General features: G+C 61.6%; 17 protein-coding genes and 1 pseudogene. 5 read left to right on the forward strand and 13 right to left on the reverse strand.

The window, feature by feature from the left end:
* A pseudogene (locus CAPSK01_RS07650) lies at window positions 1–217 on the reverse strand (hypothetical protein); the annotation flags it as partial.
* A 459-nt stretch (window positions 218–676) separates the two neighbouring features.
* Here CAPSK01_RS07650 and CAPSK01_RS07655 point away from each other — a divergent pair.
* Window positions 677–1,321 carry an ankyrin repeat domain-containing protein gene (locus CAPSK01_RS07655; RefSeq protein ID WP_034924620.1) on the forward strand — a complete coding sequence of 215 codons (645 nt, stop codon included), beginning with the start codon at window positions 677–679 and terminating at the stop codon, window positions 1,319–1,321.
* Between the two features lie 43 nt (window positions 1,322–1,364).
* On the opposite strand, the gene CAPSK01_RS07660 is transcribed toward CAPSK01_RS07655, so the two are convergent.
* Both CAPSK01_RS07660 and CAPSK01_RS07665 read right to left on the reverse strand, forming a co-directional pair.
* Window positions 1,365–2,321, reverse strand: coding sequence for a D-2-hydroxyacid dehydrogenase (locus tag CAPSK01_RS07660; RefSeq protein ID WP_034924623.1), 957 nt, complete (start codon window positions 2,319–2,321; stop codon window positions 1,365–1,367).
* A 125-nt stretch (window positions 2,322–2,446) separates the two neighbouring features.
* Window positions 2,447–3,151 carry an aldehyde dehydrogenase family protein gene (locus tag CAPSK01_RS07665; RefSeq protein ID WP_034924626.1) on the reverse strand — a complete coding sequence of 235 codons (705 nt, stop codon included), beginning with the start codon at window positions 3,149–3,151 and terminating at the stop codon, window positions 2,447–2,449.
* A gap of 405 nt (window positions 3,152–3,556) precedes the next feature.
* On the opposite strand from CAPSK01_RS07665, the gene CAPSK01_RS07670 reads away from it, so the two are divergent.
* On the forward strand, window positions 3,557–4,636 hold the full coding sequence (locus tag CAPSK01_RS07670; RefSeq protein ID WP_034924629.1) for a TRAP transporter substrate-binding protein: 1,080 nt from the start codon (window positions 3,557–3,559) through the stop codon (window positions 4,634–4,636).
* A gap of 147 nt (window positions 4,637–4,783) precedes the next feature.
* On the opposite strand, the gene CAPSK01_RS07675 is transcribed toward CAPSK01_RS07670, so the two are convergent.
* Together CAPSK01_RS07675 and CAPSK01_RS07680 are read right to left on the reverse strand one after the other, a co-directional pair.
* The gene (locus CAPSK01_RS07675; RefSeq protein WP_034924632.1) at window positions 4,784–6,289 is read right to left on the reverse strand and encodes a TRAP transporter large permease subunit; all 1,506 of its coding nucleotides are present in this window, start codon (window positions 6,287–6,289) and stop codon (window positions 4,784–4,786) included.
* Window positions 6,289–6,876 carry a TRAP transporter small permease subunit gene (locus CAPSK01_RS07680; protein WP_034924999.1) on the reverse strand — a complete coding sequence of 196 codons (588 nt, stop codon included), beginning with the start codon at window positions 6,874–6,876 and terminating at the stop codon, window positions 6,289–6,291. Before CAPSK01_RS07680 ends, CAPSK01_RS07675 begins: the two co-directional genes overlap by 1 nt.
* Window positions 6,877–7,336: 460 nt before the next feature.
* On the opposite strand from CAPSK01_RS07680, the gene rlmD reads away from it, so the two are divergent.
* Window positions 7,337–8,644 carry a 23S rRNA (uracil(1939)-C(5))-methyltransferase RlmD gene (gene rlmD / locus CAPSK01_RS07685; RefSeq protein ID WP_034924635.1) on the forward strand — a complete coding sequence of 436 codons (1,308 nt, stop codon included), beginning with the start codon at window positions 7,337–7,339 and terminating at the stop codon, window positions 8,642–8,644.
* A 456-nt stretch (window positions 8,645–9,100) separates the two neighbouring features.
* Here the strand turns inward: rlmD and CAPSK01_RS07690 are convergent, their stop codons facing one another.
* The 3 genes from CAPSK01_RS07690 to CAPSK01_RS22245 form a co-directional block, all read right to left on the reverse strand.
* Entirely contained in the window at window positions 9,101–9,298 is a 198-nt protein-coding gene (locus CAPSK01_RS07690) for a type II toxin-antitoxin system HicA family toxin (RefSeq protein WP_034925001.1), read from the reverse strand.
* Between the two features lie 3 nt (window positions 9,299–9,301).
* Window positions 9,302–9,952 (reverse strand): DUF1902 domain-containing protein, encoded by a 651-nt coding sequence (locus CAPSK01_RS22240; RefSeq protein ID WP_273703278.1) that lies wholly within the window; start codon window positions 9,950–9,952, stop codon window positions 9,302–9,304.
* Between the two features lie 260 nt (window positions 9,953–10,212).
* Window positions 10,213–11,322, reverse strand: coding sequence for a GIY-YIG nuclease family protein (locus CAPSK01_RS22245; RefSeq protein ID WP_273703330.1), 1,110 nt, complete (start codon window positions 11,320–11,322; stop codon window positions 10,213–10,215).
* A 260-nt stretch (window positions 11,323–11,582) separates the two neighbouring features.
* Here CAPSK01_RS22245 and CAPSK01_RS24325 point away from each other — a divergent pair, with 260 nt between their 5' ends.
* Window positions 11,583–12,452, forward strand: coding sequence for an ORF6N domain-containing protein (locus CAPSK01_RS24325; protein ID WP_337958556.1), 870 nt, complete (start codon window positions 11,583–11,585; stop codon window positions 12,450–12,452).
* Between the two features lie 46 nt (window positions 12,453–12,498).
* Here the strand turns inward: CAPSK01_RS24325 and CAPSK01_RS07710 are convergent, their stop codons facing one another.
* Window positions 12,499–12,723 carry a tyrosine-type recombinase/integrase gene (locus CAPSK01_RS07710; RefSeq protein ID WP_034924638.1) on the reverse strand — a complete coding sequence of 75 codons (225 nt, stop codon included), beginning with the start codon at window positions 12,721–12,723 and terminating at the stop codon, window positions 12,499–12,501.
* An 11-nt stretch (window positions 12,724–12,734) separates the two neighbouring features.
* Window positions 12,735–20,159, reverse strand: coding sequence for an LPD38 domain-containing protein (locus CAPSK01_RS07715; protein WP_273703280.1), 7,425 nt, complete (start codon window positions 20,157–20,159; stop codon window positions 12,735–12,737).
* 543 nt (window positions 20,160–20,702) lie between these two features.
* Between CAPSK01_RS07715 and CAPSK01_RS22250 the strand changes: the two genes are divergently transcribed.
* On the forward strand, window positions 20,703–21,305 hold the full coding sequence (locus CAPSK01_RS22250) for a hypothetical protein (protein ID WP_273703281.1): 603 nt from the start codon (window positions 20,703–20,705) through the stop codon (window positions 21,303–21,305).
* A gap of 347 nt (window positions 21,306–21,652) precedes the next feature.
* Here the strand turns inward: CAPSK01_RS22250 and CAPSK01_RS07720 are convergent, their stop codons facing one another.
* From CAPSK01_RS07720 to CAPSK01_RS22260, 3 genes are all read right to left on the reverse strand, one after another.
* Window positions 21,653–22,741 (reverse strand): hypothetical protein, encoded by a 1,089-nt coding sequence (locus tag CAPSK01_RS07720; RefSeq protein WP_273703282.1) that lies wholly within the window; start codon window positions 22,739–22,741, stop codon window positions 21,653–21,655.
* Window positions 22,742–23,044: 303 nt separating this feature from the next.
* Window positions 23,045–23,299, reverse strand: coding sequence for a hypothetical protein (locus CAPSK01_RS22255; protein WP_273703283.1), 255 nt, complete (start codon window positions 23,297–23,299; stop codon window positions 23,045–23,047).
* A partial coding sequence (locus tag CAPSK01_RS22260) for a hypothetical protein (protein ID WP_273703284.1) occupies window positions 23,296–23,702 on the reverse strand: 407 nt, incomplete at its 5' end. The genes CAPSK01_RS22255 and CAPSK01_RS22260, both read right to left, overlap by 4 nt.

Here is a 23,702-nt window from a genome sequence, read left to right on the forward strand (position 1 = left end):
CCAGCGAATCGGTCGCGGCTGCCCTGCGCACTGCCGCCAGGTAATCGATGCCGACCCCGGCCGCCAGTGCCTCACTGCCGCGGTTGCTTTCGGCAAAGGTGCGCCACACCTGGTTGACGCTGATGATCACCCCGTGTTCGTCGAGCACGGCGATCGAATCGCACTGCGAGTCGATCAGCGAGTGCATGCGGCCCCCTGCCGAATCGGTGTTGGCCACTGCCGCCTCTGCACGTTCCTTAAGCGGCTGCGCCGGGTCACGCAGCCGGCTACCGGTCGACCTTGGTGCCGGCCGCGCCAAGGGCCATCGCCGCCCGTCCTGCTGCAGACCGCGAGGTTGAGAGCGGACAGTGCGTCCGCAAGCTGACGGGTGGGCGGTGTGGTCACCGCCTGATTATCTCTCAAACACTCCCCAACAGCGACCCCTGGCACCACCCCATTGAATGCTCGAGACGGGCATGCGGGTTTGCCAAACGCCTGCAGAGACCCGAGATCAACGGTGCCGGCCTGCCGCCGCGGATGCTCTCCCTGCACGCCAACCGGGAAAGATTCCCGCCAGCAACAGGAGTATTTCCACTATGGATTCGGCCCGAATAACTCTTATGATGGGTATTCGCCCCGAACGGTTGAAGAGAGCGTTTTCCCTGTGGAGTCGAGCGGTGGCGTGAAGGAGTGACGAATGAACGACATGAGACAGCCAGGAACTGATCACGAGAATCGGGTTGAGACCTTCATAGCAAGTGCGTGTGCGGGAGAGATCGGTGCGATACGTGCCCAGGTGGCCGCGGGTTTTGACTTGAATGGCACGGATCGCTTCGGCGATACGATACTTGAGCGAGTGATCGGTGACCTGGAGTTTTGCCCCCAAACGCCCAAGTACGCGGTGGTCAAGGAATTGTTATGCCTGGGTGCTGATCCCCATGCGCGCAGCCGGGATGGTTCCAGCCCGCTGATCGTGGCGGTTCTGAACATGGACACCGAGATGTTGCGCCTTCTGCTTGACGCCGGTGTCAATCCCAACGCCGTGCCAATACACACCAGCGACGAGTTGCTGTACGACTGGGCAGTCTTCGTTTACCGCTACGAGGTCTGGAATGTCAAACTGCCCGAAACAGCACAGGCGGCAGACCAGGCCGATCCGGACGCCTGGCTTTGCTACCTGGATCGCCTGGCAGTGAAATACGGCAAGCGGCGCCCCGATTATCTGCGGCTGTTGCGCGAGCGCGGCGCGCTTTCCGTTGCCGAATTGCGGCAGGACCGCGTCTCCGGCGGCAGGTACACGCCAGGCCAACACACGCGCAGGCGTGTCGCCTCCCGTGCCTGAGAGCCAGTGCCCGCCGAGTCCCTGGCCAGACGGGTGCCCTGAATCAGACAACCTGGTTCTGCGGTTCACCGCGGTTGAAGGCTTCGAGATTGGCCGTCAATTGGTCGGCGAGGGCCTGCATCGCTGGCCGGCTGGCCCAGGCCACATGCGGGGTCAGCAGGAAATTCGGTCGCGCGAGCAATTGCGGTGCCAGCAGGACGTTGCCGGTGCTCGGCGGCTCGACGCTCAGAACATCGAAACCGGCACCGGCGATCCAGCCCTGCTGCAGCGCCTGGGCCAGCGCCGCTTCATCGACCAGGCCGCCGCGCGCCGTGTTGATCAGCAGTGCTGAAGGCCGCATGGCCCGCAATTCGGGTTCCCCCAGCAGGTTCTTCGTCTCGGGAGTCAGTGGGCAATGCAGCGAGACCACGTCGGCTTCGTGCAAGGCCTGGTCGAAAGCGGTATAGCCGGGGCGCACGCTTGGCGCGCCCTTGCGCTCGCAGCGCAGCACGCGCATGCCGAAGGCCTCGGCGAGCCTGATGACGCCTCCGCCGAGATTGCCGCTGCCAATGACCGCCAGTTTGGCACCGTGCAGGTCGCGGATCGGATAATCGAGACAACAGAACTGCCTGGAATGTTGCCAATTGCCGGCAGCCACCGCCTGCCGATAGGCAACGACATTGCGCGACAACGCCAGCAATAGCGCGAAGACATGCTCGGGTACGGTATGCACGGCATAGCCGCGGATGTTCGAAACGACGATGCCGCGGGCGCGGCAAGCATCGAGATCGACATTGTTGGTGCCGGTCGCCGCAACCGCGACCATCTGCAACGCCGGCAGTACGGCAATCAGTTCAGCGCCGATCGACAGCTTGTTGACGATTGCAATCGTCGCCCCGGTGAGCCGCTCTGCGACCTGCGGCTGCAGCGTGGTCGCATGTTCGACCCAGTGATGGGGAAAATCCGGCCGGCGCAGGTCGGCGATGATCGACTCGCCTTCGAGATGGACAATTCGGTGCATGGCTCAATGTGAAAGTTGCGTCAGCGACTCACGAATTTCCCCTCCCTCTTGCGAGTGCAGGGTCGGGGGAGGGAGGAAACGGTCATGACTTTCAAAACCGGAGGCGCCTGGAAAAGTCATGACCGTTAGTCCACAAACGGCTTGCCGTGGCGGCTGGCGATGGCAGCCACCTTGCTGCCCAGGGCGGGATCACCGGAAAACAGCAGCAGGCCCACCGCCGAGGCGGTACACAGGCCCTCGATTGCCGCCAGGTCACCGTGCAGGATGTTCAACACGCCGCCAGGAAAACCGTTGCGCGCCGTCAGTTCGGCCAGTGCAAACGCTGCCGACGGAGCCTTGGGGCTGGGCCTGACGACCACCGTCGCTCCCGCCAGCAGCGCTTGAACGGAAAGCTGCAGGGGTCCGAGCAAGGGTGCCTGGTCATCGCAGATGACTGCCACGACACCGCTGCCGCCAGTCGCGACGCTGCCGGCCGCAGCCGCCTGCAGCACGCGTAGCGACTGCTCGACCTCGGCCGACGCCGACGCGGCGTCTTTGCCGGTTTCCTCCGCGATCAAGCCGGCAAAGTGTTCTGCGTATGTCGCCAGCGCCGCCGCCAGCGCCGCCAGCAGCGTCGCCCTGGCCGCGATCGTCAGCGCCGCCCAGGCGGGCAATGCGGCCTGGGCCGAGGCAACGGCGGTCAGCGCCTGATCCGTGCCGCACAGCGGCGTACGGCGCCTGATCTGGCCGGTGCGCCGATCACGGACATCGAAAAAGGCCGGCGCCATCGTCAGATAGGCGTGGCCGTTGATCCACAGCGGTATGGCCAGAATTTCATCATTTTCGGTCATGGGGTGCCTTGGCATGGCAGGAAGATAAGGAAAACGGTCACCAGCGACCTGACAGGGGCCATCATAACTGGTCACGAGCGGTAGTGCGTGAAATGCGAGTCAGGCGCAACCGCCCAGCCTTTGTCGCAGGCGCCCGCCAGCGTATCAGACGGGTATCCAGGCTTCCAGAGGAGCGCCTTGCCCCCAGTTTTCGGGTTCCTGCGGGGAGCCGGATTCACCATGCCCAGCCATCGTTTCTCTCCGTCGGTCGATCAACGTCTCGACAGCGTCATCGTACCGAAGCGAAGCGGTGGCGATCGCCACCCGATTTGCAGCAGTTTACGGACTTGATCTTTATTTCGCGCATCACCGCTTTCGCTATAATCGACGGGCAGTTCGTTTACAAAAACCTATAGGAGACAAATTGTGGAAAGACGTTCCTTTTTGAAGAATGCGGGTGCTGGCCTTGCGGTCGGTTCGATGGCCATGCCGGCGATTGCCCAGAATGCCCCGACGGTCAAGTGGCGCCTGGCTTCGAGCTTCCCGAAGAGCCTCGACACCATCTACGGAGGTGCCGAGCACATGGCCAAGCGGGTCGCCGAAGCGACTGGCGGCAAGTTCCAGATTCAGGTTTTTGCCGGCGGCGAAATCGTTCCCGGGCCGGCGGTGTTCGATGCCGTCAAGGACGGTACCGTTGAAATGGGGCATACTGTCTCTTACTACTTTTTTGGCAAGGATCCCACCTACGCGCTTGAGACGGCCGTTCCCTTCGGAATGACCAACCGCCAGATGGACGCCTGGATGCGTTACGGCAACGGCAGCAAATTGCTCGGCGAGGTGTTTGCCAAGTCGAACATCATGACCATCCCCTGTGGCAACACCACGACCCAGATGGGTGGCTGGTATCGCAAGGAGATCAAGACATCTGCCGACCTCAAGGGGCTGAAGATCCGTATCGGTGGCTTCGCCGGTGCCGTGCTCAGCAAGCTGGGCGCCGTGCCGCAGCAGATCCCCGGTGGCGACATCTATCCGGCGCTCGAAAAGGGGACGATCGACGCGGCCGAATGGATCGGCCCCTACGATGACCAAAAGCTTGGATTCAACAAGGTGGCCAAGTTCTATTACTACCCCGGCTGGTGGGAGGGCGGCCCGCAGGTATCGGCCTATATCAGTCTCAAAAAGTGGGCCGAACTGCCGAAGGAATACCAGGCCATTCTGCAAATCGCCTGTGCCGACGCGCACGTCGACATGGTGGCCAAGTACGACTCGAAGAACCCGACGGCACTCAAACAACTCGTCGGTTCGGGAACACAGTTGAAACAGTTTCCGAAAGAAGTCATGGACGCCTGCTACAAGGCGGCGATGGATCTGTATGCCGAGACCTCGGCATCGAATGCCCAGTTCAAGAAAGTCTACGACGACTACAAAAAGTTCATGGACGACCAGAACCTCTGGCACCGCATCGCCGAAGGCTCGTACGCCAGCTACATGTACAGCAAGCGCTAGGCAGCAGTCGGTCACTGCTGCCATATCGCTAGACTGCGCAAGAAAAGGAACGAAGGCCAAAGCCTCCGTTCCTTTTTTCATGGCCATCACCCGTGAGGTTGCTCGACGATCTCCGACCGTCGAGCAGTCGCCGAGAGGCGGCGGAGGTTACTTCGCCTGATCCTGCTTCATCGCATCGCGCACGGCCTTGCTGGCCGCATCTTCCGAAGCGGCAGGGGAAGAAGCCTCTTTCGGGCTCTCGAAACCCGGTGGCGTGGAGGAGGTGCCGTAATCGGAAGTCGGCATCTCGATCTGCACCGAATCGAGATCGACCTTGGTGTCCTCGTCGAGGCCGATGGTGACGAGTTGCGGAAAGAAGATGAGGATCCCGACCATGATCACCTGGATGCAGACGAAAGGGATCGCTCCCCAGTAGATATCGGTGGTCTTGACCGACGCCGGTGCCACCGAGCGCAGGTAGAAGAGCGCAAAACCGAAAGGCGGGTGCATGAACGAAGTCTGCATGTTGACCGCCAGCAGAACACCAAACCAGATCAGGTCGATGCCGAGTGCCTGCGCAACCGGGCCCAGCAGCGGCACGACGATGAATGACAACTCGAAGAAATCGAGGAAGAAGGCGAGCAGGAAAACCAGGACATTGACGACGATCAGGAAACCGATTTCGCCACCCGGCAGGCCGGTGAGCAGGTGCTCGACCCATTTGTGGCCATCGACTCCGTAGAAGGTCAGCGAGAAAACGCGTGCGCCCACCAGGATGAAGACCACGAAGGTGGTCAGCTTGGCGGTCGTGTCCATCGCCTGCCTGAGCAGTTTCCACGACAGGCGCCGGCGTGCCAGCGCCATGATCAGGGCACCGGTTGCACCCATCGCTCCGCCCTCGGTCGGCGTCGCGATGCCGAGAAAGATCGTGCCGAGTACCAGGAAGATCAGCAGCAGCGGCGGGACCAGTGTCGTCAGTACGCGCAGCAGCAGCTTGCCGCCGCGCAAGGTCCGCGCTTCGAGTGGCAGGGCCGGCGTCCAGCGCGGCCTGAAAATCGCCACCAGCACGATATAGCCGACGTAGAAGGCGGTCAGTGCCATGCCTGGCAGGAAGGCGCCCTTGTACATGTCGCCCACCGACTTGCCCAACTGGTCGGCCATGATGATCAGCACCAGCGAAGGGGGAATGATCTGCGCCAGCGTTCCGGAAGCGGCAATGACGCCGGATGCGAGTTTCTTGTCATAGCCGTAGCGCAGCATGATCGGCAGCGAGATCAGACCCATCGAGATCACCGAGGCCGCGACGACGCCGGTCGTTGCGGCGAGCAGCGCGCCGACGAAGATCACCGCGAGGGCCAGGCCGCCACGCAGCGGTCCAAAAAGCTGGCCGATGGTGTCGAGCAGGTCTTCGGCCATGCCTGACCTCTCCAGGATCAGTCCCATGAAGGTGAAGAATGGGATCGCCAGCAAGGTATCGTTGTTCATGATGCCGAAGATGCGGTCTGGCAATGCCTGGAACAGTTGCGGGCCGAGCAGGCCGAGTTCGATGCCGATCAACGCGAAGAAGATGCCGTTGGCCGCCAGCGCAAAAGCGACCGGGAAACCGACGAGCAGGAAGATGACCATCGAAACGAAAATGATCGGCGCCATGTTGGCGATCAGGAACTCGGTCATCACAGTTCTCCCTTCTGGGCCTTGATGGCGAGTGCCAGTTCTTCTTCAGGCGTCGGTTGGTGCGTCTTTGCGCTCGGGTCAGGGCACTTGCCCTGCAGGAAACCGATGCGTTTGATCAACTCGGAGATGCCCTGAATCACCAGCAGGAAGAAGCCGATCGGCACCAGCAGACGAACCGGCCAGACCACCAGGCCGCCCGCGTTGCTCGACTGCTCGTTGTTGTGCAGCGCGAGCAGGAAGATCGGCCACGACAAGTACATCACGGCGATTGCCATCGGCAGCAGGAAAAAGATGATGCCGAAAATGTCGATCCAGGTCTGGCCTCTTCTCGACAGGCGGCCGGCAATCAGGTCAATGCGCACATGCTCGTTGCGTTTCAGCGTGTAGCCCGCGCCAAAGAGAAAAATCGCCGAAAACAGGTACCACTGGATCTCGAGAAAGGCGTTCGAACTGTAGTTGATGGTGTAACGCATGACCGCATTGCCGGCGGCGATCAGTGTAACGACCAGGACCAGCCAGATGATGGCCTTGCCGATGAGCTCGGTGAGCCCATCGATCAGGCTGGAAAGCTTGAGTAGACTGTTCACGGGATATTCCTCCATTGACAAGCAAAAAAATTCACTCCTCCTGGGCCCGATCACTTGTGCTTTGCCTCATTGCCGGGCAATTCATCAGGCCGTTTTGCAGGATGCGAACTCGTGTCCGCTCGATCCAAGCTGCAAAGGCCATGATTATGGCACATCTGTGATTCAACTATGCGAGATCAATTGCGCCCTGTGAAAATCCCGAAGATGTTGAAAAATAATTAAAAATCGGTTGATTGGATTTTTTCACAAAGTTCATTGGCCAGTTTTCGCGGCGCTCGCAAGCGGTTTGCCCCGGGTTCGCTGCAGACCCTGACGCATGCCGCTGCATCTGCTGGTGCCGGATGGCCGAGGGCATTCCGGTTCGCGGAGGCAGGTTCGACCACCCCTGTAATTCGCCTCTCCTCGGGAACCGGGCGGATATTCAGGATAAAATCACGCGTTTTCTCTGCGGAAGCGTCGCATGCCTACCGGAACCATCGAGTCGCTGGACCACGAGGCGCGGGGAGTCACCCGTCTTGACGGCAAAACGGTTTTCGTCGAGGGCGCCTTGCCGGGCGAATGCGTCGAGTACGCCAGCTATCGACGGAAACCCAGCTATGAGCTGGCACGCACGCTGCATGTGCGGGCATCGTCGCCGCAGCGGGTGACGCCACGCTGTCCGCATTTTGGCGTCTGCGGCGGTTGCAGCATGCAGCATTTCGATCCACAGGCACAGGTCGCGGCCAAGCAGCGCCTGCTCGAGGACAATCTCTGGCACCTCGGCCGCATCAAGGCAGACCAGCTCTACGCGCCGATTTACGGCCAGCCTTGGGGCTACCGCTATCGAGCGCGCCTTTCCGTTCGTCTGGTGCCGAAGAAAGGTGGCGTTCTCGTCGGCTTCCACGAGAAGAAAAGCAGCTACGTCGCGGACATCAAACAATGCGAAATTCTGCCGCCACACCTGTCGGCGATGCTCTTGCCGCTGCGCCAACTGATCGGCGAACTGTCGATCCGGGATCGCCTGCCGCAGATCGAGGTGGCCGTTGGTGAGCGGATGACGGCGCTGGTGCTGCGCATTCTCGAAGCCCTCGATCCGGCGGACGAGGCTCTGCTGCGCGACTTCGCCGACCGCCATGCGGTGGTCTTCTACCTGCAGCCACAGGGGCCGGCGACGGCTTATCGCTTCTATCCGCTCGACGGGCCGCAACTCTCCTATCGGCTTCCCGATTTTGCGGTCGAGCACGCTTTCTCGCCAACCGAGTTCACCCAGGTCAATCACGCGATCAACTGCGTGCTGGTGCGGCGCGCCCTGGCCTTGCTTGATCCGCAAGCGGGCGAGCGCGTTGCGGACATGTTCTGCGGGCTGGGCAACTTCACGCTGCCGATTGCCCGTTCCGGCGCGCATGTTCTGGGGGTCGAGGGTAGCGCCGAACTGGTTCGCCGCGCTACCGAAAACGCTGCGGCGAATGGCCTGGACAAGCTCGCCGAGTATCGCCTCGCCAACCTCTTCGAGACCACGCCGGACAGCCTGGCGGCGCTCGGCCGCTTTGACAGGATGCTGATCGACCCGCCGCGCGAAGGTGCTCTCGAACTGATCAAATCGCTCGACGCTGACGGCCCGCGGCGCATTGTCTACATTTCCTGCAGTCCCGCCACGCTGGCACGCGATGCGGGCATTCTGGTCGCCCAGAAGCATTACCGGTTACGCGGCGCCGGCGTGGTCAATATGTTTCCGCAGACTTCACACGTCGAATCGATCGCCCTCTTCGAGCGCATGCCGGCGAGCTGAGCTTCGCGCTGCAGCGCCGTACAGCTTCGCCAGACGCCTGCCGAGATCGCGGTCGCGACGATCAGGCTGTCGTAGTGCCCGTATCGGTAGCGCGCGGCAATTTCCCACGCGTGTCGAATCTACGACTCGTGCTACCTGGGCAACGTCCGCAGGAGCGAACTGCTGCTTTCGTCGCAGCACATTGATCGCCGATGACCGGCCGGTGCCGCATGCTCAATGCACGGTGCATACCATGCAGAGCATTTACGACAGGAATTTCTCTTTCTACATCAATGGGTTGCGCCAGTTTTTGACAGCGTAGAAAAGGGTCGAAAACGGGCCGTTTCGCTCTATACAAATCAATACGTTACAGAGGGATTCCGCACGGACACATGGCATAAAACTATGATATCAGGGTATATGATGGGCGTCTGACGCCATGCTACGCTGCTTGACAGTTCGCCGGCGGCGGACACCCTACATCTTATGAACGATTCCAGCCTGCTTGAGGATTGCGTTGGCCGTAAATCTGGAGGCGACCGTTACCGGGACGCTGAAGCGCTTTTGGCTGATCGGACTTTGCCAGATCTCGTGACTGCCGGCCCCTTGGCGGACAAATGTGCATCCGGCGGACAGCAGAAGGGCGCGAAGCTCGCCGTAGAAGCCTTGCCCCATCAATCAGCAGGCGTTGATGTTGGCGGCTTGGATATGCTGAAAGCCAAGTCGCAAGCGATCTACATCGAATCCCGGCAGGTTTTCATGCGCAAGCTCTGGGGCAACAGCCCAGACGCGATCGGTCAACTCCTCATAGCTTTCCGCTTCTGTGACCAGTCCAAGCTCATCACATTCCGCCGTCCAGAATCCTTCCGTGTGGCTCACATGAACAATCAGTGGAGGATTGATCCTGTCCAGCCTATCCTTGACGGAGTGCAGGGTGTCCATGAAGGTCCTTCCGAAGTGTTTGTCCACCTGCAGAATCGTGTCGACGTACCAGCGACGAAGCGTGTTGACGCGAAAGCTGGATTCTCGCAGATCATCACTCTCCACGTCGGTAAAGCCGCTCAAGGAATCCAACAGGTTAGCTGCCGCGTGGAAGTGGATCACCGCGCCGATCACGCTTCCCCCGAGCAGGGCTACTTTCCTGTCTTCCCCATCCCCGAGCATGGACAATCCCGTGTCGACGAACATCGCCGCATGGGGGCGCAGCCCTTCGGTAAAACATTCACTGACGGCCGCAAAGAGATCGTCCTTGGAGACGAACAAATCCCCGTCCTTCAAGGCAAAACGAACACGCAAACCGCCAAAGCTGGTTTCAAAGAATGGGTCCATGGAAAAAGTATAGCAGCGGGCGTAGAGACGCGCTTGACTTCCAACTCTGGGTCGAAGCATACTCATCGTGTCGCTGCACATCAGCGGCCGGGAATGCAAGCCCGAAGCATTTGGCGGACAGCCGCCCCACAGCGGTATTTTTTCGTCCGTCGCATGGCGTCCAAGTTTTGGGCGGCTGTGCGGGCGGCCTTCTGGCCTGCCGGTTCCAAGTGCCCGGTCTGCTACCCGCACAGTCGCCCTCCTCGATTGGCAGGCGCGGATTATCGCCGCGCAGCACACCGAGCTATGGCATCGTTGGAAGCCAGACTCAGGCAGTGCCGCATGTCGTTGTTCACTGGCTTCCCCGACGGCGCGGGGCGAGTGACGGTTACTGGCGAGGCAATAGCAGCAGGCGCGGGGGCGGGTTGCTGGAAAGCGGGATTCGCTTGCACGGCTGGCTGGTGCGGCGCGTTTGACGCTGCTTGGTAGACCGCTACGTTTCCGGTAGATCCTCCGCCACTACCGACAATAACTGCAACCAACACACAGAGAATGAAGAGGGCGGCGAGCACTCTCCCGGTATTCCTCTGACTGTTCGGCTCTTCTATTTTCGTCGCTGGGCGAACAGGGGGCAGGTTCCATCGAGCGCGTATCGCTATTGCCTCTTCCTTTTCGTTGCGTCTGATCTGGACGCCGATAATAAGCGTCACAATGGCCGCAAGTATCTGTACGTCAGCAGACTTTTTCGCTGCGCCGATGATCAGCCAAAAGCCTGCGAAAATGAGCGTTCCCCACCCTACCAGCCCTTTATCGAGGGTTGCCAACGTATCGGCATCGGCTTCTGCGCGTAGCTTCTGACGCTCTTCCTCTGCAGCCTCTTGTCTCCTTCTTTCCTCTGCGGCCTTCTCTTGTTCTGCCCGGCGCCGCTCTCGTTCCTCGGCTTCCCATCTCCGCTTTTCCGCCGCGGCTCTTTCAAGCTCTGCCCGGCGCCGCTCTTCCTCTGCAGCCTTCCTTTCCTGTAGCGCTTGCCTGTCCGCATGGTTCTTCATGCTTATCGGGTCTGGCCAGCCCGGATGCTTCGCTATGTTTTCTTCTGCCCGACGTTGGATCACCTTCTGACCTTCTGGCGACGCAATTTTGAAGAATTCCCGATCTCTACTATCCCTGCACGCTTTCAGGTCAGCATGTACCTGGCGCTCTACAGATTTGCAATCCGGTACGAAGATAGCGAAATGGACTTCCCATTTCCTAGGAACCCCTGTGCTCGACAACGCTCTCGCTCGCTCCTCCGGGCTGCGAGTTGTCATGCCGATCTTCACGAAGCCAGGTATGGCGCGGTTGGTCAGCATGTAAACGTGGCCAACACGAAGCGCCTCGTATCCCTCACTCATTTTCAAGCCCCCTTCTTGACAGCGTTAGACCTTTCGGAGTACCTTCCGCTTCAGGTGCTGAACACACCCCTAACAGCGGCAAGCCGCTCCCGAGAGTCATAGCGGCTTTTTTGCGACCATTGGTTTCCGATCAATGGCCGAGCGTCGGCAGGAATGCAAGACCCGAAAGGGGAATACTGTCGGCCGTCTGTTAGCGGTGTTCAAGCGCTTGGCCGCCTTTTTGAACAGGGCGGGATTGAACGATCTAACAGGAGCTAATCGTGAACGCCAACACCCCCGGTGCGTCCGCACCCTTTGCCGTCGAGTCCCTCTCCATCATCACGTACCAGCAGCAGCCTGTCGTCACCACCGAACTGCTGGCGCAAGTGTATGGCACCGACACGCATAACATAACCAAGAACTTCAACAGTAATTCTGACCGTTTCGTTGCCGGCAAGCACTTCATCCGGCTTGAGGGTGAAGCACTGCGCGAGTTCAAGCGCTACATCACCGAAAGTGATCTAGCGAGAATCCCCGTTCAGACGCGCCACCTTACCCTCTGGACCGAACGTGGCGCCGCCCGACACGCCAAGATGCTCGACACCGATCAGGCGTGGGAAGTCTTCGAGAAGCTGGAGGACTGCTACTTCTCCGTCAAGCCGGCGATCGCCGAACCCGCGCTCCCCTCCGACGAACTCACCAAGGAACAGCACGCCATCCTGCGCCGGCTGATGATCTTGCGCTTCCCCTACGTCCACGACAACTCCCCGACGGCGCGCCTGGTGCAGGATCGGTTTCAATGCCAGCGCCTCAGCGAGATCCCCGCCAGTCGTTTCCTCGAAGCCTGCACCTTCATTCTCAACCTCCCCTCGAACCGGCCACGGGTCAAACGTCCTTCCCCAGCAGCGGCCCTCCCGGCACCGGCCGCCGCGCTTCCTTCGGCGGCATTCTTCAACACTCCCAAGGGCCAGGCGTCCCGTTGGCTGCTCGTGGTCGACGTGCATGGCGCGCTGTATGGCAACCGGCTGGCGGACAATAGTTTCATCTTCGACCCCGCAACGTTGCCGGAAATCATCCGCGAGCCCGCCGGGTTGGTCAGCAAGTCGTTGTTGCCGGCGATCGCTACGGCGTGCATCGAGCGCATGCGGTAACTCCCGCAACACAGAGAGCCGCCTCCGGGCGGCTTTTTCTTGTGCGCTAGTCCAACAAATCCGCCAGGTCCTCCGCACGGGGGTTGTAGTAAAGCATCGTGCTCTTGAGGTCCCGGTGCCCGAGCATCTTGGCCAGGTCCATCGGCTTCAACTTCTGAGCCAGCTTCGTGCACGCGGTGTGCCGGCTGTCGTGGAAAGTGAAGCCACTCAGCCCGGCTCGTTTTCTCGCCTTCCGGAAGAGGGCGTCCAGCGAGCCCGCGCTCACCTCCACCTTGCCCTCGATTATAGTGCCCGGAACTGCTCGGCGATAGCGTTCCGGCGGGCATATACCTGATCGAGCCGGATACGTTTTTCCTCCCCGGTCAAGGTGGTGCTAGCGTTGATTCGCTGAAGTTGCACGTTCATCAGCGACTCGGTGCGTTTCAAGGTCTCGGTGGCCTTCTGCCGCCGGATCAGGTCGCCGTCGTCCACCAGAATCTTCTTGGCGCCCTCGACATCCCCGACCTTGAGCCGGGCATGGTAGCTCGCGTAAGCCTGCTCGATCTCGCGCGCCTGGTCGTACATCTGGGTGAGGTAGCGCGAGCTGTTGCTGGGGAGGGATTCGACGAAGTTACCGACGAAGAACACGTCCTTGAGCTGCGGGTCCGGGCGATCGCCCGCGTTGATCATCGGCCGGATGCCGTAGTCCAAGACCGTGGTCGCCATGGTTGCCAGCCAGGAGAAGTATCCCTTGGCCAGGAAATCGATTTGCCTCGGTGAGAGGGTGTCCCAGCGACCCATGACAAATTGTGTCAGGTCGGGCAGGCCCAGGCTGCCGAGGAACTTGGCCGTTTCGCTGGTCCTTTCGTCAAAGCGATCCTGTTTGCGCAGGCGCTCCATACCCATCGACTCGATCGCTTGTCCGGTAAAGCTGTCCCGGTTGGCGTAGAGGTCCATCATCGGTTTGAAGAGCTGTGGCACCGGGTTCATGCTGAGTTGGCTCATCACGATGTCTCGCAGGTTCTTTCCGAACCGATCGCCGGTCATCTCAGGATTGAACGCCACCTCATAGCTGCGCTCGGCAAGGGTCCCCACAGCGCCGATCTCAAATGGCTTCGGCAGCCGGAAGGCGTGCCCGCCAACCTTGAACCACCAGTAGTTGTTGCGGTCGCTGTCCCACCGTTTCTTCCAATCGTCGTCATCCTGGTACGCCAGGAGTAACGCCAGGGAGGCGAGCGTGACGGCGCCAAGCACCGTGCCCAGCCGGCGAATATCCTGCTTGCCGGCACGACCGAGTTTATACAGGCCTTGCAGTCGAGCGTTGAAGAAAGGTACCGTCTGCGTCAGCGTGCGGATCGCGGTCCATTTCCCGGACATGCTGAAATCCATCAGGTCCCGTGCCCAGTACGCGGCCTCGGCGTGGGTCAGCCCTTTGGCGATCAACTGTTCGTAGAGCGCCGCCCGGTTAACCTGCTCTGTCCGGTCTCCGAGTTCGTTGTACGCGGTCAGTGCCGGAGAGACGAAGCGCTTCCAGAAACGTCTGATCTTGGCATCGCTGTCCAGGATCATGTTCGGATCGACCCCCGCCTTGATCAGGTCCTGAGCACGTTGCGAGTCCTTGCCGTCGAGCATGCTGCCAAAACGGATCATCCCACCGGACGCCAGCAGATGTGCCCGTGTTTCGCTATCTTCGGCAGTGGCCCGCCACCCCTGCACGAGGTTCTGGTCCGCACGGTAGGAGAGTTGCGCGGTCCCCAGTGCCCCGATCGTGTCCCGGATGAGGTTGCGCAACTTGAAGGCAGGATTGGCAGTCACCCCCACCGTTAGCCAGTGCTTTGCCGTCGATAACGGCTTGGCCCAGGGACCCAACCCGGCGTAGTGCAGCGCCGCCACGGCGTCCATCAGGTGCGGGTCACTGATGACAAACGACTTCTCGACGCTGCCCTCTTTGTAACTGACCTGCCCTTTGGTGCCTGGCGGCAGCATCGTCGTCTTGTTTGCCACGTACTGTCCCAAGCTGCTGGCCACCTGCTGCGCGATACCGGCCTTTTCTGCGGCATCGAGTGTGGCCTTGGCCGCGCGGTTCCTTGCGCTGGCGGTGATCAAGTGGGACCAGTTGTGCAGCAGGTTGGCCATGAGATCCTGGTTGAGTTGTTCCGTGCCCCCCTTGAGCTTCTTCCACGCATACTGATTCACCAGGCCCGGTTTGATCCCGAACCCGCTGACCTCGTCATCCTCCTGCAGCCGGTAGAACGGGATGTAGGGGGTGTTTCGGTACATCTGCCGTGTCTGGTCGTCGATCAGGCCACTGGCCACCGCCACTTCCAGCACGTTGTCGTTGAAGTCGTTCAGGTCCTGCAGCGCTTTCGCATAGACCCTTGGCCGTCCGGTGCCGTCCTTCATGGCCCCCTGGTTGAGCGTCTTCAAGTCGGCGATATCGGTATCGGAGAACAGGTTCTCCAGGCCGATCGCCTTGAGCCGATCGGCCCGTTGCGCGGCGACCCACAGGAAGAAGCGGTCATGCTCACCTTTCAGCTCCGACATCTTGCTGGCGAAGCCTTGCGGCTTGCCTGCCTTCGTGTAGTGCACGTCGGTAGCCCCATCAGCGCCCACGAAAAGCTTGCCGTAAAGCATCAAGGCTTCGAGGGAGGACTCCCCGCCCTTCGACAACCGGGCCAGAATGTAGGCGTTTGGGTCCAGCTCGGCGATCGGTGCGAACTGATCGAAGATTCCCTGTTTCAGGTTCTGCGCCCAATCCTTCTTGAACTCGGCCAAGCGTTGCATGCGTGTCTTCGGTGCGCCCAGGACGCGGGTCGCCGCGGCCTCTTGCTCAGGGGTGAGATCGCCGAGGGTTGAGCGGGGAGGACTCTTCTTCACCGCCAAGCCATCCGCAGCCATCGCGGCAAGGTCCAAAGTCCGGTGTCTCTTTTGCGCCACTCTCACGACGATAGGGGCTTGCGCAGCCGGGACAGGAGGTTTAGTATGGAATTTCTCCGACGAATACCCTATCCCTTTTAGCCCCGCTTGCGACGATTCTGCGGGTGCCGGAGCCAAGGGGTCTGCCGTGGTCGCAGCGGTTGGGGCAGGGAAGGTTAGGCGCCCTGTCCATTCGGCGGTACCCCACTTGTTGGCTGCAGAAGGCAGCATGGTTACAATGGAGTAGTGGTTCCTGTCATTCTGCATGATCAAGGTCTTGTTTGCCATCGGGACCCTAAGCGCGTAGCGCTTGCCCTCCTGCCAGTGCAACATGGCACTTCCCGAACCGAGCACACGAATCACGGTTTGGACTACGTTCTCCCCCTCATCATCGGTGATCTGGTCGAGTGACCTATTGCCTTCTCTTGCTGCGCTTCCGATTAAATGAAGCGCGCCCCGTCCTCTTCCCGAGCCGAGGTCCAATCCGACATTCAACCGAATCGGTTTCCCGTTGGCATACGCCAGATCAACCAGATTCGGATTGTCCAGGTACAGCGGCGTCTCGGGCACCAGATGATCGTCGGTGTTGTGCTCACCGTTGAGCGCACGCCGCAAGCTGAACAGCGGCAGCCCCTCGCTTTCCACATGGTCGGTCGTATAGCCGACACCGGTTACCGTCGGCGCTCCCCTGGCCGAGCTGAATCTTGCTTCCCTTCTTCGGTTTTCGCCTGTGCCGGCGGTTGCCGCGCCACGAATTCCCGCACTTCGCGCATGGCGGAAGCGTGCCTCTGCTGGCGATCCTTCAAAGTCGAGGGTGGTGTTTTTGTAGAGGTCATAGTTTCCAGCTCCCAGTCGGTCCCAAAAGCGCTCGCTTTGGGGGAGTACGTCAATCACGCGAACGCCGTCGTAGGTCGAGGCCATGATGGTTTCGACCACCTTGGCGCCCAGTCCTTCGCCGGGGCGCTCGATGGCCATGTCGTGGATGGCGTTGATTTCGTCCAAGCCGTTCACTTCGGCGTCGAGAAACCCTACCGGCGCCCCGGTCTGGTCGACAACGGCGAATCGGTACGCCGGGTCCCGAACAAAGGCGGCGTGTCCCCACGGCAGGGCGTCCTGCTCGAGGAAATCCGTTTCCGTGTCGAACTTTCGTACGGCGCGCAATCCGAAGCCCTTGCCTCGGTAGACCGGACCCACTTCGTTCGTGGTCTGGGATTCCCACTGCATCGCCAGGCGCGCCGGGCTGAGCTTGGCGGGGCGCTGGGCGATCTCGTTCTTGTAGTACTTCTTCGCGTCATCGAGATGGCTCACGTCGATGTCGGGCATCAGCCGCGGCATTAGGCGCTTCCGGTCGGCGCCAGTCATTTCGCCGTCGGGCAGACCCCGGTTCGCAGTAATGGCCTGTTGCTGCTTGCCGAACTCGGAAGGCTCGCCGACGGGCGGCACTTCCAGCTCCTTGCCGCGGTACTCGGTGCCGCGATAGTCGGGAGCGATGCCGCGTGTGGCGGCTTTCCCCATCAAGATGGCAACGCCCTGGTTGCCGAATGCGCCGCGGGCATAGTAGCCGTCGAACCCCCTATCGAGCATCGCCGACTCACGGGTATTGGCGTCGCGATACTTGACCCAAAGATCAAGTGGATCGGCCGCCGCGTCATAGAGGTTGTCGAAAGCAACTTTGTGGGCATGGCGGCCCACATTTTCCTCGGGGAACACCCCCTTGCCCTCGTTGACGTAGGCGTAGATGCGCGACTTGATGCGCACATCAGTAGCTTGCCTTACGCGCTCGGCCTCTTGGGATTTGGTTCCGGTGCCCTTGTCGAAATAGACACCGGACAGATGGGAACGGGGCTCTTTTGAAAAATGAACCCCGGTTACACTTACTTGCCCATCTTGCCTGCGTGCAGATTGTCCAGAAACTGATCCACCCGATCCTGAATCCGCCCGGCCACTTTCGGGTCCGACATATCGCCCGCCGATGTCTGCGCGTCGGCCGGGGCTGTACTTGATACCTCGCTCGTCGAGCCAGCCGGCCGCTGTCTGTACGGCACCGTCGCGCCAACCGTGAAGCCGGGCCTGAAGATTGGGTCGTCCGGCGGTATCGCCGTTCCCCCATACTTCGTGATCAACTCCCTGCCCGTCATTTTCCCAGTCATGGAAGACATAGTCACCCTCTGCTGCTGTACCTTCAAACTTGATGCCCGCCGCTTGGGCCACTTCCGCGGCGATCCTGTGGAATTCCTCGGGGGCCAGTCCGGCGTAATTGCCAACCACGATCTTGCCGTTGATCTTGGAATACCCGATACCGACACCATACGCTTTTTCGAGTTGCCGGTAAAACGTTTCTTCTTGCGCGCTGACGGCGTGTCCCTCCTGGAGACCGGGCAACGTGAAGCGCACGATGTGAGTGACGTTCGGCGTATCGGCCGGCATGTCCAGCAGCTGGTCGTCGTACCGCGACACCGGCACGCCATCCTGCGTGTAGACGTAGTTCAGCGCCTGCGCCACGCGAACGGCTTCTTCAAGCGTTACCGCGCGCTTGCCGATCGGCGTGACCTGCACCAGAACGTTCGGGCTGATCTTGCCCGACTCTGCACCATCGGTTTGATACCCCCCGGTCGAGGCGAGCACTTCCACGCGCACATCGATGCGCCCCAACACCCCTCGTGCGACCTTGGCCGGGTCCACTTTGCCAAAGACATACTGGGTGAAAGCGGACTTCTGGGCACCGCTCAGCGCCCCCGCGGCGCGGCCTGCGCGGGTGCGTTCCGAGGGTACGGCTTCCACGAAAGCGGTCTGCGTCGTCTCTTTTTGCGGAGAAAACTTTGTGCCTTGTCCAGACCCCCCGCTTAGCGCCCCCGCCTTCGACCGCCGCGCGTACTCCGCGAAGCCCTGCGCCACAGCAACCCGGATGTCCTCCAGGTGCTCTGCCAGACGGGCATCCACGGCAAAGGCGTTGCCGCCGATCAGGCCTTTGAGTTTGTTCAGAGCGGTGACCAACGCCGCACGTAACCGGGCGATGATCCCTTGGGCCGCAGGGGCGCCGTGCTGGGTCTCAAGCTGCGCAAACACCGCTGTCCAGAAGTCGCTCTCGGCAAAGCGGTTGCCGCCGAGGTCCGCCATCCATTCTTCTGCCAGGAACTCCCGCAAGGTGCCTTGCGTACCGGGGTGGGGCTGGTCGAGACGCGCCGGGTTGTCCAGGTCCTCGTTGAAATAGTCCTTGTACTGCGCCACCATCTCGGCGTCCGTGCGCAGCGCCGCCACCGCGCCGAGCATCTTTTCGTACGCTTCGCCCGCTTGGTTCTTCATGGCGTGCGTCAGCTCATGGCCGAGCACACGCAGATGCTGCGTCGACGAATTGACGTTCAGGTAGATCGTGTTGTCCTGCGCGTAGATGCCCTCGGCTGCGTTTGGGTCCGGCACGTCGAAGAAGACCACGCGCTTGCCGAAGAGGCGCGCTGCCTGCACGATGAACTGCGCAGCCTGCTTCGATACCCCCCTGGCCTGCCCGGCGTCCGGTCGGGACTCCGGAGAGAGGATGCTGACACCGGCGTCGTTTTCAAGACCGAGGGCTTCTCGAACCGCAGCCTCATCCCTTGCCTTCGTGGGGAATGCTTTTGCCGGGGGGGTCTGGCGAGCGTCCTTTGCGGCATTGGCCTCGTCCGCCCGTCGCCGCAGGTAGTCCGTGTCGGATTCGCCTTCTCGCCGGGTTCGCGGGAGAGGGGGGGTAACGCTGGCGGCTGAAAGTTTCGCGCGGGCTTCTTCCACCCGGCGCTGTAAATAGTCGTCCCTGGATTCCCCCTTGCGGCGTCCCTTTTTCGAGGCGGCGAGTGCTGCCTCAGCCTCTTTCACCTGGCGCTGAAGATAATCGGTATCGGGTTCGCCTTTGCGCTGCCGGGAGAACCGAGCGCCGGTGCTCTGCGCAATCTCGTCCTGCGCTTCCTGCGCGGGGTCACTGGCCTGGCCGTCGAACTTCCTGGACGACACCGGGCGCATGGTGTCGCCGTTCTTCAACCAGGTCTTGAACCCACCGAGGGGCATCGCGGTGACGGCACCGCGCCGCTTCGCCCCCGACTGGTCACTGAAATGAGCGTCGTAGGCTTTCGCGGCTTCGGCGGCATTGCCGTAGCCAATCATGGCCTTATGCTCGTCAAAAGCGCCGGTACCGGGGTGGTATTGATCGACGACGAAGACTTGGCCGTCGTGGGTAGCTGCCGTGCCCGGCTTCACGTAGACATCGACCTGCTCACCGTCGGCGCCGTTCGTGCGCTTCACGTAGCCATAGTGCGCCGTGTTCTTCACCTTCCACGGCTTGGCCCCGTCGCGTCCGGTGCGCGTGGCGCCGGCGGGCGTCTCGACGGAGATGTTCAGCCCGCCGATGGAGAGGTGGCCCTTGGCGTAGTTGCCGGCAGACTTCTGCGCGTCGGTGGGCGCCGGGTTGGCGGCTTGCGCCTGGGCATCGACGGTCTCCGGATTTTCCTCGGCGGCCAGTTGCTCGGCGCGAACGCGGGCCTTCGATACGGCCTCCCCGGCTTTCGCCTTGGCCTGCTGTTGAACGCCAGGCATGTCGGTGACCTTCTGTACTGGCTGGGGTGCCAACTCGTCCTGTGTGGCGTCTTCGACAGCAGTATCGACCTCCGGCTTGGGTTCGGCTGGAGCCTCTTTCTCGGAAGTGAAGCCCCCGTGTGCCGCGGTGGCCTGTTTGATCGCCTCGGCCTTGCTCACCCCGCCGGCGAAGCCGGCACGACTGGTCCGTTTTGCCGGCCCGGTCTGCGACACCACGCTGACCTCGAACCCTCCATCATTGCGCGGGGTCAAGGTCACCGTACCCTCGACACCGTCACCGAAACGACCCTTGATCTTTTCGGTGATCCCCGTCTCGTTGGGGGCTTCCTCCTGCTCGAGTTGCGCAGCGCGAATCTTTGCTGCCTGGTTGGCGCCGGCCGCTGTGCGCTTGTCGAGAATGGCCTGGCGATCTGCGCCGGTCTTCGGGACTACCGCCTGTGTGCCGGCCACACGGGGATGCGGGATAACGTCGAACATCTCCGGGTCGGTCTGCATCTGCACATACCTTTGCGCTGCCTGAAGGTTCTGGAAAGGTTGCAGGACCTCGCCGGCATTGACGTTCTGGGCGATCGATGTGAGTCCGGATTCCACCGCTTGCGCGGCTGCCGCTTCAAGCGGGCCTGCGCGCCGATCCAGTTCCGTGATGTTGCCCGTTGTCGGGTTTTGAACAATGATCGGCTTCTCTTCGAGCAGAGGAGGGGCACCGGTGTAAGCGTCTAAGGCTTTGCCCAGTTCGACGTTGGCCGCGTTGCTGTCGGCGATACCGGCATTGGTGGGTGCGCCGGGAGGGGGAGCTTGTTCGGCCTGTCGCGCCCGCGGACGCAGCCCGGCGACGCCTCCCATGACTCCGCCGGCGATCGCCCCCTCTACGCCGGAGCGGAGGACCCCTTCTCCGAGAGGCTTGTCTTCCGCGAAGTTCTGCCAGGCGGTTTCCTGCATGGATTGCGGAAGTTCCTGCGCCGCTTCCATCGTTGCGCCCCCGGCAATACGCGGGAGGAGCTTGGTTCGCGACCCCGCAGCGCCCCCGGCCATCGCCGTTTGCAGGTCGTCGAACCCGAGTTTGCCCGCCAAGTGTCCTCCCCCGGCACTGATCGCCCCCGTTCCCAGTCCCGCAGCAAGGGCGGTCAATGCCGCTTTTCGGGGATCAACAGTATCTGCCGTCTGGTCCATCTGTTGCCCGGCAGTGATCGCTCCCTCGCCGATACCGCCGGCCAGCCACGGCGCCACTTTGCCGGCGACCGCCACCCCTTTGCCGATGGCGCCCCCGGCAGCCATCCCCGGTACGCTCTCTACGACCTGCATCAGGGAAGCGCCGGGGTTTTCGAGAATGGCCTTTCCGGCGCTCCTCAGATTGGCGTTCCGCCACGCCTCTGGGAGATCATCGAAATTACCCAGTAGTGCGTTACCCAGGCGATCCGCTCCACTACCTTTCCATGCCTCGTTGATCTTTGCCTGCCCAGCCTGGGCGCCTGGGCTGAGGGTCTCGCCAGTCTCCTTGGCCCACTTGCCGAACTCCAGTCCCGTGCCTTTGCCGAGGGCTTCTGCGACCGGGCCGGCAACCTTCTGGCCGGTCACCGCGGCAATCGGAATGTCGATCAGACCGGTCAGCGATCCAGGGACTTCGAGCAAGCCCTTCTTCAGACCTTTCAAGTAGTCCCCGGCAGTGAATCCTTCGGTTTCCGGGGTGCGCGAGCCCGCAAGAAGGTCTTTCGGGGAATTTTTGTCGCTGAGAAGATCGACAGGCATTACTTTTTCTCCTGCAGGCGGGCTTTTACCTGCTCAACTGTCAATCCATGCACCTTGGCGGTGTGCTCCAGATCGGCCTGGGAAGGCGCTGGCTTCGCATTCGCAGAAATGACTCGCGGTTCCTGTCCAGGAACGACATACACCGCCTGGGACGGGAGCGTCCGCACCATTCCTGTATTGGGATCGATCTCCTGTCCGCCACCTACCGAGATGAGCTTTCCTTCCTGCGCATCTTTGCCGGCGAACTGTCGCAACAGCAATGCCAGTTGCGCCTGCTTGTTGGTGTCCCCGGCTTTCCCCGCGGCGAGGAGTTGCGCCTGGAGGTCCTGCATCGCCTTGGCCTGGCTGACCTGCCCGGACTTGAGGGCGGCGTCGAGAAGTTGCCCCTGCTGGTGCAACGGGCTACCAATAATCTGTGCCATCGCGGTGTTGTGCTGCAAGAGTTGCCCTTTGGACAGGACCGCTTGCTGACCACTGTCTCCCGCAGCCTTGAGCAGTTGCCCTTGCTGCCGCGTGGCGTCCTCTCGCATCGTGGCATCGCGTTGCTGCATGGCGTTGAGCGCCGCGATCCTGCCGGCGTTGGATTGAGCATTCCCGCCCCCTGTCCCGAGATCGTGAGCGAGCCGAGCGGTATTCGACTCATTGACGAACCGGGTGAATCGATCGGCGTCTTGTTGCTGCTGCTGAGCGTAGGTCGGCCGGCCGGCATACTTGGCGTCAAAGTCGGCTTGCGCTGCCGCTTTCTCGGCCAGCACTCCGGCGAGCTCGCCCTTCAGTTGCTGGGTTACTGCGGTGCGATTGCCATAGGCGTCGACGTTTCCGCGCAGCAAATCGCCGGGTTCTCCTGCAGGGATTCCTGCGCGTGGAGTTTTGTCGGTAATGCCAACCGTTACCGGGCCACCGGTCGGGGTCTTGCCAAACGTCCGGGTTTCGGGATCTCCTCCCAGAGAGGTAGCCGTTGTTGGGGGTGGAGCTGGAGTCGAAGACCCAAAGGTGGCCGGCTGTTCGCCAAAAATGCTGCGCCCCTTCCTGAGCATGCCGCCCTCGGAAATTTCAGCCAGTTGCTGACGATTCTCTGGGCGCAGCATCCCGCCCTCGGGAAGCCAGTTGATAATTTCTTTCAGTGCTGTCGTTCGACCACTAACAGGCGGAGGGCTAACCGCGGTTGCATCCCGGCGGAAGGGTGGCCCATCTATTCGCCCGGAAGCGACCTGAATATCAGGTGTTGGAGGGCTGACAACAGGCCCCACGTCCGTTTGTCTGTAGGTGTTTCCAGAGCGGGAGACCCCCGGAATCTGGGTGCCGCCAACAGGCGGGGGCGCTGCGACGCCGGGTTGATCTTTTTCGGGGTAGGCCATAGGAACGAATCTCCGGGAAGGTATCCCGAGAGGCTACGCTACCCCCGCCCAACGGGCAGCCAAGGGGTTGGGTGCGGTACGTCTTAACACCGGCGACAAGATGAGTGCGAGGTCCTCGCCTTGATTGTCACCGGCCGTTACCGTCGTGAATTCCGGCATCCCGTTCCGCGTTCGCAGCATCGTCTTGCTGCTGATCCGTGTGCGGATACCGTTCGGACCTTCCACGGCCGCCAACATCTCCCGTCCCAGGGTCTTGTCTTTCTCGCCGTCAAACGTGGGAAGCGTCATGCCGCACCCGACGATGAGCTGGTGCCAGAAGAGTGCCCGGCGCTTCCGACGACCACCCCGAAGGCCGTCCCGTACAGCGTCCTGGCCCAGCCCAGCGGCTTGGCTGCGGGCAGCGTCCTTGCGAACGATTTCCCTCTCGACTTGCCGGCGCCCTTCGCATAGCTGATCACCCGTGCGTCGCTGGAGCCAGAAGACGCCCCTCTGCTGGTCAGGTACGGATTCACGGACGCGGCAACAGAAGCTCCTGCGGACCTGCCCACGCCGATGCGCGCTGGATTGACTCCATTGGCGGATGACCAAGCCCGGCAGTACCCGCTGGCGAACAGGCTCGTGACGATCGCGGAAGCAAACCCGACGCCCGCAGATTGCCCGGCACCGTAGGCGATCGAGTTCCTGAAGTCGG

The organism is Candidatus Accumulibacter vicinus (assembly GCF_000584955.1).
In the GTDB taxonomy this organism is placed as follows: domain Bacteria; phylum Pseudomonadota; class Gammaproteobacteria; order Burkholderiales; family Rhodocyclaceae; genus Accumulibacter; species Accumulibacter vicinus.